Source organism: Ancylobacter sp. TW_SC_1 (assembly GCF_056836805.1).
In genome coordinates this window covers 4421901-4436531 of record NZ_CM166365.1, presented here as the reverse complement: position 1 = coordinate 4436531, position 14631 = coordinate 4421901, and the positions used below count along the sequence as shown (strand labels likewise).

The following is a 14631-nucleotide window of genomic DNA, read 5'->3' as shown; positions in this document are numbered from 1 at the left end:
GCATGTATCGCGCGGATGACATCCATGTCGAAGCCGGAAGGCGCGTCCTGCTGGACGGGGCCTCGGCGGCGGTCGAGCCAGGTCGCGTCAGCGTTCTGATCGGCCCGAACGGGGCCGGCAAATCGACGCTGCTGAAGGTGCTGGCGGGAGAACTGCGTCCGCGGCGCGGACGGGTGACGATCGCCGGCGACGACATCTCCCGGCTGACCCCGGCGCGTTTGGCCCGGCGCCGCGCCGTGCTGCCGCAAAGCGTGCAGGTGGCCTTTCCCTTCACCGTCGCCGAAGTGGTCGCCATCGGCGCGGCCGACGGGAACGGCGCCGCCGAGCGGGTGCGCCGGGCGCTGGCGCGCGTCGAGCTCGCCGCCTTCGCCGGGCGCGCCTATGACGGATTGTCAGGGGGCGAGAAGCAGCGCGTGCAGCTTGCCCGCGCGCTGCTGCAGCTGGAGCGCGGCGAGGGGCCGGGCTATCTGCTGCTCGACGAGCCGACGGCCAGCCTCGACCTCGCCCAGCAATTGCTGGTCCTGCAACTGATGCGCAGGCTGGCCGGCGAAGGGCTCGGCGTGCTTGCCGTGCTGCACGACCTCAACCTCGCGGCCATGGCGGCCGACGAGATCGTCGCGCTGAAGGACGGGCGCGTCGCGGCGCGCGGCACACCGGACGAGGTGCTGACCGATGCGCGCATCGCCGAGCTCTACGGCGTGACGGCGCGGATCGGCTGGGCGCCGTCCACGCCGTTCCTGCTGCCGCAATCGGCGACGCGTTAGGCCGGGGCCGGGCCGGCAAGCATCCGGGCGATCAGCGGAGTTCCTCGCCGATCAGCGCCTCGACATGGTTGAACGCGGCGGTGGCCGCCGCCTCGATGCGGGTCTCCTCCTCCGGCATCAGCTCGACCGCGTCGAGCGCGGCGGTGAAGCGGCGCCAGTGCAGCGCCCGGCCTTCGGGATGTCCGGAAAGGTGGCGGGCGCCATGCTCAGCGGAGAAGCCGATCTTTGCCGCCTCCTTGGCGAGGATGGCGGCGCCCATGTTCGACCCCTCGACCACATAGAGCCAGCCGAGCGCCTCGGCCTTGTCGAGCGCCGGGCCGTCCTCGGCGACGGGCGGCGTCAGGCCGAGATCGGCGAAGTCCTGCTCCAGGGCTGCGAGGCGCGAGCGCGCGGCGAGGTCCGGCAGCAGCGGCTGCAGCGCCTCGTCCGCATAGAGCGTCTCGACCCGGCGGTGCAGGCGGTACTGGAAGCGCAGGAAACGCTCGTAATGGACCCGGTCCGCAAACGGGGCGGCCAGCATCACGCCCGAATCCACGCGTTCATGCGCGGCGGCGGAGGCCGCCTTCAGGCGCTTGGCGCGGTTGGGCGCCTCAAGGTCGGCGGCGATCGTCATCTGGTGCTCCTTCTCATCCTGCGCAGGGGCAGGAACGCGTCACTTCGTGTAGATCGCGTCGGATGCCGAGGCGACCTCTCCGCCGCCGAACCGTACGGTGAGGCCGGCCTTTACCGTAAGACCCGCGCTCGGCAGGAAGTTCTCATACTGCGTGTACTGCTCGTCGAGCAGGTTCTCGACCGAGAGCCGCCACAGCGTGCTCTCATTGGGCTGATATCCGGCATAGACGCTGACCAGATTGAAGCTGTCGGTCGGCTCATAGACCGAGTTGGTCGGCAGGTCGGAGGCCTTCACCGCCGCGACCGCCGTCCAGCGCACGGCCACCGTCAGTTTCTCGTCGAGGAAGCGGAAGCCGAGCGTGGTGGAGATCTGGTCGGGCTGGATGGTCGAGAGCGGCTGGCCGGCGTCCGTCCCGGCCGTCACCTCTCCCTCCGATATCTGGCCGGAGAGACCGAGGAACCACTTGCGCGCGTCGTAGGTGCCCTCGAACTCGAAGCCCTTCAGGCGCGCTTCCTGGACGTTCTGGTACTGCGCATAGCCCGGAACGCCCATGTTGAACGGGAAGCACATGGTCGGATTCCCGGGGACGGGGCAGATCGTCGACGTCGAATCGCCGAACTCGACCAGCTCGATGTAGTCCTCTACGTCGTTCTGGTAGTAATTGAGCTTCGCGCGTAGCTTGTCGCCGTGAACGAACAGGTCGTCCTTCTTGATGTTGATGCCGATTTCCTTGTTCTTGCCGACTTCGGCCTTCAGGCCCGGATTGGGAAGGAAGTAGAACATGGTGCCGGGCGTATCGAAGGGCAGCGGGTGCGGACCGCTCACCAGCGCCTCGGTGACGGAGGGCGCGCGGTAGCCCTCGGCATAGGTGCCGTAGAGGGTCAGCCAGGACCACGGCGTGACGCCGAGGGTGAATTTAGGTGACAGCCGCTCGCCGCTGGTGCCGCCGCCGCCTTCCGCGTCCAGCGAATAGGCGTCGTAGCGCAGGGCGGCGATCGCCTCCAGCCAGGTCGAGTAATTGGCCTTCCACTGCACGAAGGCGCCACCGACGCCGCGCTCGCCCGAGGGATTGTAGCCTTCGCCGAAGCCGTAATTGTCGGTATTGTCGACGTCGTCGTGGAAAAAGTCGCCACCGAAGGTGATGGCGTTGTCCCAGTTGCCCGCGCTGAAGCGGCTGGTGTTGTTGGCGTCGAAGCCGACCGTGTCGATCACGAAGCTGCGCGGATCGCCGACGGCGCCGGTGATCGGGTTCGACGTGCCGGAGAGCTTCACCTGCTCCTGGTCGACCTGGTTCCAGTAGACCGTGCTGCGCCAGTCGAACAGGTTGTCGTCGGGATTCTCGTAGTTCCAGCTTGCCGTCACCGAACGGTTGGTGACGCTGGTGCCGTATTGCGTCGCGGTCGCCGCCGCGTCGTTGCTGGTGGTGTACTGGCTGTCGTAATTGAGGCCGGTCAGCTTGATCTCATGGAAGTCGGCCGGGCGGAACGTCGCCTTGGCGAGGCCGGTCCAGGTCTCGTAGCCGGTGTCGGGCACGACGTCGCCATTGCCGTCCTTGTAGGCGTCCTGGTTGCGGTAGGTGCCGCCGACGAACAGGTCGACATTGTCGCCGACGCGCGCCGCTCCGAGCAGCGAGCCGTAACCCATCGGTCCGTTGCCGGCGACCTCGCCATCGGCCTCCACGCCCCACGTCTTGCCCGTGGCGATGATGTCGTCTGCGTCCTTGGTGCGCATGGTGACGACACCGCCGATGGCGCCCGAGCCGTAGATGTTCGATACCGGCCCGCGCACCACGTCGACATCGGCGATGAGGCCGGGCTCGACGAAGAACGTGCCGGCGCCGTTGGCATGGCCGAGCTGGGTGAAGTTCTGCCGGGCGCCGTCGACGATCACCGCGACGCGGCCGAAATCCTGCAGGCCGCGAATGTTGATGGCGGTCTGGGTGGTGTTGCCGTTCTGGATCGCGGTGGTGCCCGGCATGCCCTCAAACAGGTCGGCCGTGCGGGTGGGCATGAGCATCTCGATCTGGCCTTCGCGCAGCACGCTGACGCCCGCGAGCGTGTCGATCCAGCTCTCCGCCGTGCGCGTGGCGACCACGGTGATCGGATCGAGCTCGACGAATTCATCCGTCGCGATGACCTGGGCGGTCGATTCGGCGGCAGGGGCTTCGGCCTGCTGCGCTGCGGTGGGGGCGGCGGCCAGGAGCGCGAGCCACGACACGCTGCAACCTGCAATGCGTGCGATCCGGGAGAAGGGCAGCGGCTGCCGGCAAGCTGTGATTCGCATCGTCATTCATCCCCGGGCAGCGGTGCCGGGCGGCACCGTGCCGTTCCCTGAAGGCGCCTGGGCGCTGGTTGGTGGCTGAGCCTTCCGCACGGAAGTTCGTTTCGGCGATGATGGTTAAATCAAGTAAATACTTGAGTCAAATTATGTATAGTTTGAGTTTATACGAGTTAAAATGTTACGCGAAACTTATATTCGTTCAAAGAAATGGCGTTTAAACATTCCAGAAATGGACGCAGTCTTGATGTGGAGCAATTCCAATAAGGCTCGCTCCCGCGGGTGGGCGACGAAGACGGAGCCGGCGCGCCGGCGCGCCGCCGGGGCCGGGAGGCGCTAAAAAGCCCCAGGGGGCGGGGCTGCGCCGGCGCGGCGGAGCGGCTATTCATCCCGGCGTCGTGCCTGCAGCGCGTTCCGGGGAGGGCGCCCATCGCCGACGGGGCTCGCGGGACTGCACGCGGTGCTGCATTCTCAAGCTGCAACATCCTGCCGCTGCATCAGGGCGGCTGCGCTATCCGAGGTTGGCCTTGCCTGAGCGTTCCTCCACAGATTTCTCCCGGACGAAGGCGATCATCTTCGATTTCGACGGGGTCATCCTCGATTCCGCGCGCCTGAAGACGCAGGCCTTCGCGCAGTGCTACGCCGGAGCGGACGAGGCCGCCCTCGCCGCCGTCGTGGCCTATCAGGAGCGGCACGGCGGCATCGGGCGGCGCGAGAAGTTCCAGTATTTCGAGCGGGCGATCTTCGGCCGGCCGGCCGATCCGGCGTCCATCGAGGCGCTGTGCCGGCGCTTCGCCGCCCTCGTCGACGCGGCGCTGCTGGAGGCTCCCTTCATCCCGGGAGCCGAGCGTGCGCTCGCGGGCCTATATGGGCGCATGCCGCTCCATCTGGTCTCCGGCATGCCCGAGGTGGAGCTGAAGGCGGTTCTCGCCCGCCGTGCCCTCGACGGCCTGTTCGCCTCGGTCGCCGGCTCGCCCAAGGAAAAGCACGGCGCGTTCCAGCGCATATTGGCGGCGGGCGGCCATGCGCCGGCCGAGGTGCTGGCGGTGGGGGATTCCCGCACCGAGTTCGAGGCCGCGCTCGACCTCGGCATTCCCTTCCTGGCCATCGTGGCCGAGGGCGCGCCGGATTTCTTTCCCCCCGACGTGCCGCGCCGGCCAGACCTTGCCGACTTTCTCACCCTCGTCCCGGGCTGAGCGCGGCCGGCGTCAGTTCATCCACAGACCGCCGGTGACGTTGAGCGCCTGCCCGGTCATGTAGGCGGATTCATCCGAGGCGAGGAAGGCGACGACGCGGGCGATGTCGTCGGGCTCGCCGACGCGGCCGAGCGGGATGAGGTGCTCGCGCTCCTTCGCCGTGGGCAGGCCCTGTTCGCGCGACAGGCGGTCGGCGTCGTCGCGCATCCGCGTGCCGACGATCGAGCCGGGGCACACGGCGTTGACGTTGATGCCCAGCGGCGCGACCTAGGCGGCGAGCGACTGGGTGAACACGATCACCGCCGCCTTGGAGGCGGAGTAGGCGGCGTAGCTCGGCTTGCCGATCTTGCCGAACCACGAGGCGACGTTGATGATGCGCCCGGCATGCCGCTCGATCATGTCCGGCAGCACCGCCTTGGCGACGTGGAACACGCTGTCGGTGTTGATGGCGAACACGCGCCGCCAGTCGGCCGCGTCGATGTCCGCTACCTTGCCGACGGCGGTGATGGCGGCGTTGTTCACGGCAATGTCGACCGGCCCGAGCCCTGCCTTGACCTGTGCGACCGCCGCCGTCACCGCCTCGCAATCGGAGACGTCGACGGCCAGCGCCAGCGCCCGGCGGCCGGCGGCCTCAATCAGGGCCGCGGTTTCCTGCGCGCCGGCGAGGTCGAGGTCGAGAATGGCGACGTCGCAGCCTTCCTGCGCGAGGCGGATGGCGATGCTGCGGCCGATGCCGACCGCTCCTCCGGTAATCAGGGCAATGCGCCCGTGCAACGCGTACATGGTGCTCCTCGCCTCAATGCGCGCCGTGGCCGTCGAGGCCCGGCAGGTAGATGTCCTTGATGCGGGGATCTGCCGCCATCTTGGCGGCGGGGCCCGAGCATTGCAGCGAGCCGTGCTCCAGCGCGTAGACGAAATCCGCCACCTCGAAGGACAGGTCGATGTTCTGCTCGACCAGGATGATCGACACCCCGCTCTCGGCGAGCTTCAGCACGATCTCGAAGATCTGGTGGATGATGATCGGCGCGAGGCCGAGCGAGGGCTCGTCGAGCAGCAGCAGCTCCGGGCTGCCCATCAGCGCGCGGCCGATCGCCACCATCTGCTGCTGGCCGCCCGAGAGCCGCCCGGCCGACTGGTGGCGCCGCTCGCCGAGGATCGGGAACAGCCCGTAGACCTGATCGCGCAGCTCGGCGAAGCTCTTGCCCCGGCCGGCGATGTAGCCGGTGATGAGGTTCTCCTCGACGGAGAGCTGGAACACCCGCCGCCCTTCCGGGCAGTGGCCGATGCCGCGCCGGACCATCTGGTGCGGCTTCAGCCCGGCGACGTCCTCGCCCTTGAAGCGGATGGCGCCGCGCGTGGCGCGGTTCAGTCCGCTGATGGTGCGCAGCAGCGTGGTCTTGCCGGCGCCGTTGGGGCCGATAATGCAGACGATCTCGCCGGGCAGCACCTCAAGGCTGATGCCATGTAAGACCTTCACCCTCCCGTATCCGGACTCGATTGCGTCGACCGCGAGCAGCGGCTTCGATGTCCCTGATGGCTCCTGGCTGGCCAAGATACGCCTCCTGCACTTCGATGTTGGCCCGGATTTCGGCGGCGGTGCCCTGGGCGAGGACGCGCCCGCGATTCATCACCACGATGGTGTCGGAGATCGACATGATGAGCTTCATGTCGTGCTCGATCAGCACCATGGCGAGGTCGGGCGCGCGCAGCGCGAGGATGTGCTGCTTGAGCTGCTCGGTCTCGCCATGGTTGAGGCCGGCGGCCGGCTCGTCGAGCAGCAGCACGCGCGGCCCGCCGACGATGGCGCGGGCGAGTTCGACCAGCTTCTGCTGGCCATAGGCGAGGCTGCCGGCCTGCCGTTCGGCATGGGCGGCGAGGCCGAGGCGCTCGAGCACCGCGTGGCAGCGCGCGCGCCGCTCCTCGGCCGCCGCGCGGCCGGTGAGGCCGAACGTGTCGGCGACGAGCCGGCCGACCTTTGGCGGGACGAGCGCCACTTCGAGATTCTTCACGACGCTCATGCCGTCGAACAGGCGGATGTTCTGGTAGGTGCGCGCCAGGCCCGCATGGGCGATGCGGTGCTTGGGCAGCTTCTGCAGCTCCACCGCGTCGACCAGGATGCGCCCGGAGCTGACGCCGTAGGAGCCGGCGGCCATGTTGACGAGGGTCGACTTGCCGGCGCCGTTCGGCCCGATCACCGCGGTGATGATGCCGGGCTTCACCTCGAAGGAGACGTCGTCAATCGCCTTGAGCGCGCCGAACTGCTTGGTGACGTGGTCGAATCTCAGCATTTGCCGCCCCCCAGCCGGCGCATCAGCCAGCTCGGGCCGAAATGACGGCTGATGATGCCGCGCGGCCGGGCCAGGATGATGATGACGAGCGCCATCCCGTAGAGCAGCAGCCGGTAGTCGGCATAGGCGCGCAGCAGCTCCGGGATGAGGATCAGCAGCGTCGCGCCGAGCAGCGCCCCGAACGGGTTGCCGAGGCCGCCGATGACGATCACCAGCACGATGATGAGCGATTCCCAGAAGGTGAAGCTCTCCGGGCTGACGAAGCGCTGCATGGAGGCGAAGACCACGCCGCAGCCGCCGCCGATGAAGGCGCTGAGCGCGAAGGCGACGAGCTTGACCCGCGTCGTGTCGATGCCGCAGCCGCGCGCCGCGTCCTGGTCCTCGCGCACGGCGGAAAGCGCGGTGCCGAGCGCGCTTTCCTGGATGCGCCAGACGAAGAGGAAGACCACGGCCAGCATCGCCACGAGGAGATAGAGGAAGTCGTGCGGCGTGCTCAGCGTCCAGCCGAACAGGTGCGCCTCGTCGATGCGGGCGATGCCCTGCGGGCCGTTGGTCACGCCGTCGAGATTGTTCATCAGCACGCGGATGATCTCGCCGAAGCCGAGCGTGACGATGGCGAGATAGTCGCCGCGCAGCCGCAGCACCGGAATGCCGAGCAGGATGCCGGCGAGGCCGGCGAGGCTCGCGCCGATCAGCAGCACCAGCGCGAAGGGCAGGTGGATGTCGAACTGGCCGGAGGCGAGCAGCGCCCAGGAATAGGCGCCGATGGCGTAGAAGGCGACGTAGCCGAGATCGAGCAGTCCGGCATAGCCGACGATGATGTTCAGCCCGAGGCCCAGAATGGCGTAGAGCAGGATCATGTCGAGGATGCGCAGCGGATAGGCCGGCAGGAACGGGCCGATGAGCAGCGCCAGCGCCGGCACCAGCAGCATCGCCAGCGCGCCCGGCCAGACCCGGAGCGGGCGAGGGAGGGCGCCAGCGCAAGCCGCGCCGGTGTTCGGTGCGTCAGAAGTCACTCTTGTACACCATGGTTTCTTCGCTGACGTGCTCGCCGAGCAGGCCGGCGGGACGGAACAGCAGGATCAGGACGAGGACGGAGAAGGCGAAGATGTCGCGGTATTCCGTGCCGATGACGCCGCCGGTCAGCACCGGCATCCAGGCCGTGCCGAAGGTCTCGATGATGCCGAGCAGGAAGCCGCCGAGCACCGCGCCGGGGATCGAGCCGATGCCGCCGAGAATGGCGGCGGTGAACGCCTTCATGCCGATGACGAAGCCCATGGTGAAGGTCGCCACGCCGTAGAAGGAGGAATAGAGGATGCCGGCGACGGCGCCGAGGCCGGGGCCGATGAAGAAGATCAGCGAGATCGCCATGTTCGGGTTGATGCCGACCAGCGAGGCGGTCTCGGCGTTCTCGGCCACGGCGCGGATGCGCACGCCGAGATTGGTGCGGTTCACGAACAGCTCGAGCCCGATCATCAGGACCACGGCGACGAGGAAGATGGTGATCTGCTTGTAGCTGACGATGGCGCCGAAGAGGTCGATCGCCCCCGACGGCAGGAAGGAGGGGTAGATCATCGGCCGGCGGCCGCCGATCAGCATCACCGCGTTCTGGATCACCACCGCCATGCCGAGGGCCGAGAGCATCGGCGCGAGGCGCGAGGTGCCGCGCAGCGGGCGGTAGGCGACGATCTCGACGCTGACGCCGGCGAGGCCGACGAGCACGAAGGTGATCAGGCCCACGAGCAGCCCGCCGGTCGGGTGGCCGGCGATGCCGAGCGCGCCGGCGAGCGCGAGGCCGATGAAGGCGCCGGCGGTGAACAGCTCGCTATGGGCGAAGTTGATGAGGCGCAGCACGCCGTAGACCATCGTGTAGCCGAGCGCGATGAGCGCGTAGATCGACCCGACGGTGAGGGCGTTGATCGCCTGCTGGAGAATGAGCGCGCCCATGTCAGCCTTTCGGTCCGTTGCATCCGGTGGCGGGCGAAAAGAGGTCCGGCGCGGCGCGCGGGTGGCGCGCACGCGCCGGACCAGGAGGCTTCACGACGGAGGGGGCCGTTCGATGAAGCAAACGGAGTTCGGGACGTCGGCGCGGCCTACTGGACCAGGCCGAACTTGCCGTCCTTGACCGCGTAGAGGAACAGGAAGGGCTTCTTCAGCTCGCCTTCCGGCGTGAAGGCGACATGGCCGACGAGGCCGTCGAAGTCGCTCTTGGCGATCTCGGAGGCGATGCCCGCGCGGGTCAGCGGGGTCGGCGCCTTCTTCATCGCCTCGATGATGATGGTGGCCTCGACATAGCCATAGGCCGAGTACGGGCCGGGATCCTCGCCGAAGGCGGCCTTGTAGTCGGTCGCGAACTTCTGCAGGGCGGGCGAGGAATCGTAGGGCGGGGCCTGGAAGGAGACGACCGTGCCTTCCGAGGCGGGCCCGGCGCCGGCGATGAAGTCCGGGGTGAAGGCGCTGTCGGCGGCGAAGAAGGTCGCCTTGATGCCGAGCTCGCGGGCCTGCTTCACGAACAGGCCGACCGCCGGCATGACGCCGCCGAAATAGACCACGTCGGGGTTTTCGGCGCGGATCGAGGAGAGCAGGGCGCTGAAGTCGACATCGGTCTGGGCGATGCCGGAGAAGGAGGTGATGGTGCCGCCGCCCTTGGTGAAGTTCTCGCGGAACACCTCGGCGACGCCCTGGCCGAAGGCCTGCTTGTCATGGACCACGGCGGCCTTCTTGGCGCCGAGCTTGGTCAGCGCATAGTCGGCCGGCGCGGCGCCCTGCGAGAGGTCGTTGGCGATCGGGCGGAACAGGTTCTTGTAGCCGGCCTTGGTAACCTTCGGGTTCGAGGCGTTGGTCACCTGCGGCATGCCGCAGCGGTTGTAGACGTCGGAGGAGGGGATGGTCACGCCGCTGTTGAAATTGGCGACCACCGCCAGCATGCCGGCATCGTCGCAGTGCTTCTGGGCGATCAGCGTGCCCTGCTTGGGGTCGCCGCCATCGTCGTCGCGCACCAGCACGAGCTTCTGGCCATGCACGCCGCCCGCCGCATTGGCTTGGCGCACGGCGAGTTCCATGCCGTTCTGCCAGGTGGTGCCGAACAGCGCCTCGGCGTTGGTGGTCGGACCCGCCGTGCCGATGAGGATGTCGGCGCGGGCTGCTCCCGTCAGCGCGGCCACGGCAACGGCAGCGTAGAGTATGCTCTTGATACGCATGTCAGTTCCCTTCTCTCTGGGGTCCGTTCCGGACCGTTCTCGCAGGGTGCCAACACGCGCCGGCAGCCTGGTCTTCAAGCGATGTTGCGCGCCTTTCCCAGCCGGCCTTCGGCCAGCGACGCGATGAGGTTGCGCGACACGCGCTGGATATGCGCCCGCAGCGTGTCGACGCCCCGGCGGATGTCGCCGAGCCGGGCGAAGGCGATGAGCGCGCGGTGGTCGGCGAGCTCGCGTTCGACGTCTTCCGCGACGGCGATCTGCAGGTTCACGTAGCGGTTGGCGTTGTCGTGCACGGTGCGCAGCAGCTTGAGCGCGATCAGATGGCCGCTGGGGCGATACAGCGCCTCGTGGAAGCGCCAGTTGAGCTCGCCCCAGTTCTCCACGCTGCCGCTCGCCATGGCCTCGTCGGTGACGGCCTCGGCGAGGGCGAAATCCTCTTCCGTCAGGCGCGGTATGGCCGTCTCGAACAGCCAGGTCTCCATGCGCGCACGGATCTCGAACAGCTCCTCGATCTCCTCCAGCGACAAGGTGGACACCACCGTCCCCTTGTGCAGCTCCGACACGACGAGGCCCTCGGCCTCCAGCTGGCGGATCGCCTCGCGCAGCGGGACGCGGGACACGCCCAGTTCGGCGGCCAGCTTCTCCTGGCGCAGCGGGGCGCCCTCGGTCAGCTGGCCGGTGATGATCTGGCGCCGCAGCTCGGTGACGATCTGGTCCGTCAACGACTGGCGGCCGACTTTCGCGATCATGTCATTCGCTCCATATTGAATACGATATTCAATTGATCTGGATCAACAAGCCCGTTTATTGGGCAGTAATGCGGTAAATATGCCTAATTTTTCATCTTTTATTCCTGTTTTTCGAGGTCTAGGCTGAATATTGTATTCAATCCTCTCCGTGGAGAGTGGAGCAGAGACATGTCGGAACAAGCGGGCGCGACGGCCCAGACGGGCGCGACCTCCCATCTCGGCGAGGTCCTGGTGAAGCAGCCGGGCGAGGCGATCAGCTATTGGCAGCCGGTGCCGGCCAATGGCCATATCGACGTGATCTTCGCCCCCGAGGTCGTGCCGATGGAGTTTCCCATCGGCTTCGGGACGCAGACCGTGCCGCCGGGCGGCTATGTGCGCGAGCATGCCCATGACCGGAACGAGGAAGTCATCTTCGTGGTCAGCGGCAAGGGCCGTGCCGTGGTCGAGGGCGTGAGCCACGAGATGCGGCCGGGCTCGGCCTTCTTCATCGGCCGCAACCGCCGGCACATGTTCATCAACGAGGGCACCGAGGACATCCTCTGGACCTGGCTCATCGTGCCGAACGGGCTGGAGGACTTCTTCCGCCTGATCGGCCGCACCCGCCAGCCGGGCGAGCCGACGCCCGAGCCGTTCCCGCGGCCCGACAACGTGCTGCAGATCGAACGCGACACCGTCTTCGCGGCGCAGCCGACCGACCAGCGCCAGCCCTGAGCCGGCGTACCGCCCCGCATTGCGGTTGTGCCCTTCCTGACGATCGAGGAATCCATGCGTCTCAAAGACAAGGTCGCCATCATCACCGGCTCCGCCGCCGGCATTGGTGAGGCGGCGGCCGAGCTGTTCGTGCGGGAAGGTGCCCGCGTCCTGCTGGCGGACCGTAACGGCGAGGGGGCCGCGCAGGTCGCCGAGCGCCTCGGTCCGAACGCCGCCGCCATGTCGGTGGACGTCAGTCGGAGCGACGAGGTGAAACGCATGGTCGACAGCGCGGTGGAGCGCTTCGGCCGTCTGGACATCCTCGCCAACAATGCTGGCTACGGCATCCCCGGCACGGTTGTAAATACCGAGGAAGACGACTGGGACGCGCTGATGGCGGTCAATCTCAAGGGCGTCTTCCTGTGCTGCAAGCACGCGATTCCCGTCATGGTGGCGCAGGGCGGCGGCACCATCGTCAACACCGCCTCCAATGTCGCCACCGTCGGCATCTTCGACCGCGCCGCCTATGTCGCCTCCAAGGGCGGCGTCGCGGCGCTGACCAAGGCGATGGCGCTCGACCATGCCGAGCAGAACATCCGCGTGAACTGCGTCGCGCCGGGCGTCACCTGGTCGAGCTATTTCGAAAAGATGGTCGCCTCCCATCCCGACCCCGAGACCTTCAAGGCCAAGCTCAAGGCGCGCTCGCCGATCAACCGCTGGGCGCAGCCGGTCGAGATCGCCAACGCCATTCTCTGGCTCGCCTCGGACGAGGCCTCCTTCGCCACCGGTGCCATGTTCACCGTCGATGGCGGCATGTCGGCCTGGTGAGGCCATGACCGCGCCGCGCCTCGTCGCACTGATCGGGTACGGCGCCATCGGCCGCGCGCTGGCGGGCCATCTCGGTCAGGATTTGGCCTATCGGCTCGCCGTGCTGCGGCGGGGGGCGGGGGACCTGCCGCCCGGCATCGGCTCCCTCGACACGCTGGACGCGCTGATCGCCGCGCGCCCGGCGCTCGTCGTCGAGGCGGCCGGGCAGGGGGCGGTGGAGCAATACGGCCCGGCGCTGCTGGAGGCCGGCATCAGCCTCGTCATCGCCTCCACCGGCGCGCTGGCGGACGCGGCGCTGCTGCAGCGCCTCACCCTCGCCGCCGCGGCGGGCGGGGCGCGCCTCATCGTGCCGGCCGGCGCGATCGGCGGGCTCGACTATCTCGGCGCCATCGCCGGCACCCGGGGCGCCGAGGTGCGCTACACCTCGCGCAAGCCGCCGGCGGCCTGGAGCGCGGAGCTGCGCGCCCTCGGTCACGATCCGTCGCGGCTCGGCGCCGAGGTCGTGCTGTTCGAGGGCAGCGCCGCCGAGGCGGCGAGGCGCTACCCGCGCAACCTCAATGCCGGGCTCACCGTGGCGCTCGCCGCCGGCGCCGCCCGGACCAGCGTGCGCGCCGTCGCCGATCCCGCCGCCACCGGCAACACGCATGAGATCGCGGTGGTCGGCCCGGCCGGCAGCGCGCTGATGCGCTTCGCCAACCGGCCCTCGCCGGACAACCCGAAGACCTCGGCGCTGACCGCGCTCAGCCTTGCCGCCGCCGTACGGCGCCATTTCGAACCCCTCGTGATCTGAAGGTCGGCATGTCCCGCAGTCTCGTCATCGGCGCCGGTATCGTCGGCCTCTCCTGCGCCCGCGCGCTACGCGCGGACGGCCATGAGGTGACGGTGCTCGACCGCGACCCGGCGGGGGACAAGTGCTCCTTCGGCAATGCCGCCGGCATCGGCGTCACCGAGATCATCCCGGCCTCGGTGCCGGGCCTCGCCTGGAAGGTGCCGGGCTGGCTGGTCGATCCGCTCGGGCCGCTGTCGCTGCGGCTCGGCCATTTCCCCAGGCTGGTGCCCTGGCTGCTGCGCTTCCTCCGGGAAGGGCGCTGGGACCGGGTGGAGGCGATCAGCGCGGCGCTCGCCACGCTGTCGGCACGCACCTATGACGACCTGCTGCCGCTGCTGGCGGAACTCGACCTGACGGGCGACCTGCACCGCGTCGGCGCGCTGTGGGTCTATGAGACGCGCGCGGGCTTCGAGGCGGATCGCCGCTTCCACGACCTGCGCCGCCGGCACGGCCTCGTCTGCGAGGAAATGGACGGCGAGGAGGCGCGGCGCATGGAGCCGGCGCTGGCCGGCGGCATCCGCCACGCCATCATGACCCCGCAATGGTCGCACGTCTCCGACCCGAAGCGCATCGTCGACCGGCTGCGCGCCCATGTCGAGGCGCGCGGCGTCGTGATGATCAAGGGCGAGGTCGCCGGCATCGCCGGGCAGGAGGTGATGACCACGGACGGGCGCGCCGTGCCCTTCGAGCGGCTGGTGGTCGCCGCCGGGGCCTGGTCCGGCCGGCTCGCCCGGCAGATCGGCGACCGCGCGCTGATCGAGAGCGAGCGCGGCTACAACACGACGCTGCCGGCGCCCGGGGTTTCGCTGTCGCGCGAGGTGATCTTCGCCGAGCGTGCCTTCGTCGCCACCCCGATCGAGGCCGGGCTGCGCATCGGCGGCGCGGCGGAGTTCGCCGGGCTCGACGCACCGCCGAACTATGCCCGCTCCGACGCGCTGGCCGCGCTGGCGCGGCGCTTCCTGCCGGGGCTGAACATCGAGGGCGGCACGCGCTGGATGGGGCATCGCCCGACGACGGCGGATTCGCTGCCGGTGATCGGGCGCTCGCCGCGTCGCGAGGATGTCTTCTACGCCTTCGGCCACGGCCATACCGGCCTCACCTTCGGCCCCACCACCGGACGCCTGATCGCCGAGCTGGCGGGCGGCCGGCGGCCCTGCGTCGACGTCACCCCCTTCGCCATCGAACGCTTCAGCTAGA

At 68.7% G+C, this 14631-nt stretch carries 14 protein-coding genes and 1 pseudogene; 6 read left to right on the top strand and 9 right to left on the bottom strand.

Annotation, left to right across the window (positions count from 1 at the left end):
• Nucleotides 1-2: 2 nt before the first annotated feature.
• Nucleotides 3-764, top strand: a complete 762-nt coding sequence (locus AC1PZ7_RS21070) for a heme ABC transporter ATP-binding protein (protein ID WP_482357141.1) — start codon at nt 3-5, stop codon at nt 762-764.
• 31 nt (nt 765-795) lie between these two features.
• Here the strand turns inward: AC1PZ7_RS21070 and AC1PZ7_RS21065 are convergent, their stop codons facing one another.
• Complete coding sequence (locus AC1PZ7_RS21065) at nt 796-1377, bottom strand: biliverdin-producing heme oxygenase (RefSeq protein ID WP_482357140.1); 582 nt, start codon at nt 1375-1377, stop codon at nt 796-798.
• 39 nt (nt 1378-1416) lie between these two features.
• The gene (locus tag AC1PZ7_RS21060; RefSeq protein WP_482357139.1) at nt 1417-3594 is read right to left on the bottom strand and encodes a TonB-dependent hemoglobin/transferrin/lactoferrin family receptor; all 2178 of its coding nucleotides are present in this window, start codon (nt 3592-3594) and stop codon (nt 1417-1419) included.
• A gap of 587 nt (nt 3595-4181) precedes the next feature.
• On the opposite strand from AC1PZ7_RS21060, the gene AC1PZ7_RS21055 reads away from it, so the two are divergent.
• Nucleotides 4182-4850 carry an HAD family hydrolase gene (locus AC1PZ7_RS21055; protein ID WP_482357138.1) on the top strand — a complete coding sequence of 223 codons (669 nt, stop codon included), beginning with the start codon at nt 4182-4184 and terminating at the stop codon, nt 4848-4850.
• 12 nt (nt 4851-4862) lie between these two features.
• Here AC1PZ7_RS21055 and AC1PZ7_RS21050 read toward each other — a convergent pair.
• The 7 genes and pseudogenes from AC1PZ7_RS21050 to AC1PZ7_RS21020 all read right to left on the bottom strand — a co-directional run bounded on the left by AC1PZ7_RS21050 (nt 4863) and on the right by AC1PZ7_RS21020 (nt 11087).
• Nucleotides 4863-5633 (bottom strand): annotated as a pseudogene (locus AC1PZ7_RS21050) (SDR family NAD(P)-dependent oxidoreductase).
• A 13-nt stretch (nt 5634-5646) separates the two neighbouring features.
• Nucleotides 5647-6327 (bottom strand): ABC transporter ATP-binding protein, encoded by a 681-nt coding sequence (locus tag AC1PZ7_RS21045; RefSeq protein WP_482357137.1) that lies wholly within the window; start codon nt 6325-6327, stop codon nt 5647-5649.
• Nucleotides 6299-7138 (bottom strand): ABC transporter ATP-binding protein, encoded by an 840-nt coding sequence (locus AC1PZ7_RS21040; protein WP_482357136.1) that lies wholly within the window; start codon nt 7136-7138, stop codon nt 6299-6301. Before AC1PZ7_RS21040 ends, AC1PZ7_RS21045 begins: the two co-directional genes overlap by 29 nt.
• Nucleotides 7132-8154: a branched-chain amino acid ABC transporter permease gene (locus tag AC1PZ7_RS21035; RefSeq protein ID WP_482357135.1), complete on the bottom strand. Its 1023-nt coding sequence runs from the start codon at nt 8152-8154 to the stop codon at nt 7132-7134. Before AC1PZ7_RS21035 ends, AC1PZ7_RS21040 begins: the two co-directional genes overlap by 7 nt.
• Nucleotides 8144-9085: a branched-chain amino acid ABC transporter permease gene (locus AC1PZ7_RS21030; RefSeq protein WP_482357134.1), complete on the bottom strand. Its 942-nt coding sequence runs from the start codon at nt 9083-9085 to the stop codon at nt 8144-8146. The genes AC1PZ7_RS21035 and AC1PZ7_RS21030 overlap by 11 nt, the downstream gene beginning before the upstream one ends.
• A gap of 146 nt (nt 9086-9231) precedes the next feature.
• Nucleotides 9232-10338, bottom strand: a complete 1107-nt coding sequence (locus tag AC1PZ7_RS21025; protein WP_482357133.1) for a branched-chain amino acid ABC transporter substrate-binding protein — start codon at nt 10336-10338, stop codon at nt 9232-9234.
• A gap of 74 nt (nt 10339-10412) precedes the next feature.
• Nucleotides 10413-11087 carry a GntR family transcriptional regulator gene (locus AC1PZ7_RS21020; protein WP_482357132.1) on the bottom strand — a complete coding sequence of 225 codons (675 nt, stop codon included), beginning with the start codon at nt 11085-11087 and terminating at the stop codon, nt 10413-10415.
• A gap of 168 nt (nt 11088-11255) precedes the next feature.
• Between AC1PZ7_RS21020 and AC1PZ7_RS21015 the strand changes: the two genes are divergently transcribed.
• From AC1PZ7_RS21015 to AC1PZ7_RS21000, 4 genes are read left to right on the top strand one after another with little or no spacing between them, the layout of a single operon-like run.
• The gene (locus tag AC1PZ7_RS21015; protein ID WP_482357131.1) at nt 11256-11798 is read left to right on the top strand and encodes a cupin domain-containing protein; all 543 of its coding nucleotides are present in this window, start codon (nt 11256-11258) and stop codon (nt 11796-11798) included.
• A gap of 54 nt (nt 11799-11852) precedes the next feature.
• Nucleotides 11853-12605 carry an SDR family oxidoreductase gene (locus tag AC1PZ7_RS21010; protein WP_482357130.1) on the top strand — a complete coding sequence of 251 codons (753 nt, stop codon included), beginning with the start codon at nt 11853-11855 and terminating at the stop codon, nt 12603-12605.
• 4 nt (nt 12606-12609) lie between these two features.
• Nucleotides 12610-13395, top strand: a complete 786-nt coding sequence (locus AC1PZ7_RS21005; RefSeq protein ID WP_482357129.1) for an aspartate dehydrogenase — start codon at nt 12610-12612, stop codon at nt 13393-13395.
• 8 nt (nt 13396-13403) lie between these two features.
• Nucleotides 13404-14630, top strand: coding sequence for an NAD(P)/FAD-dependent oxidoreductase (locus AC1PZ7_RS21000; protein WP_482357128.1), 1227 nt, complete (start codon nt 13404-13406; stop codon nt 14628-14630).
• Nucleotide 14631: the final 1 nt, after the last annotated feature.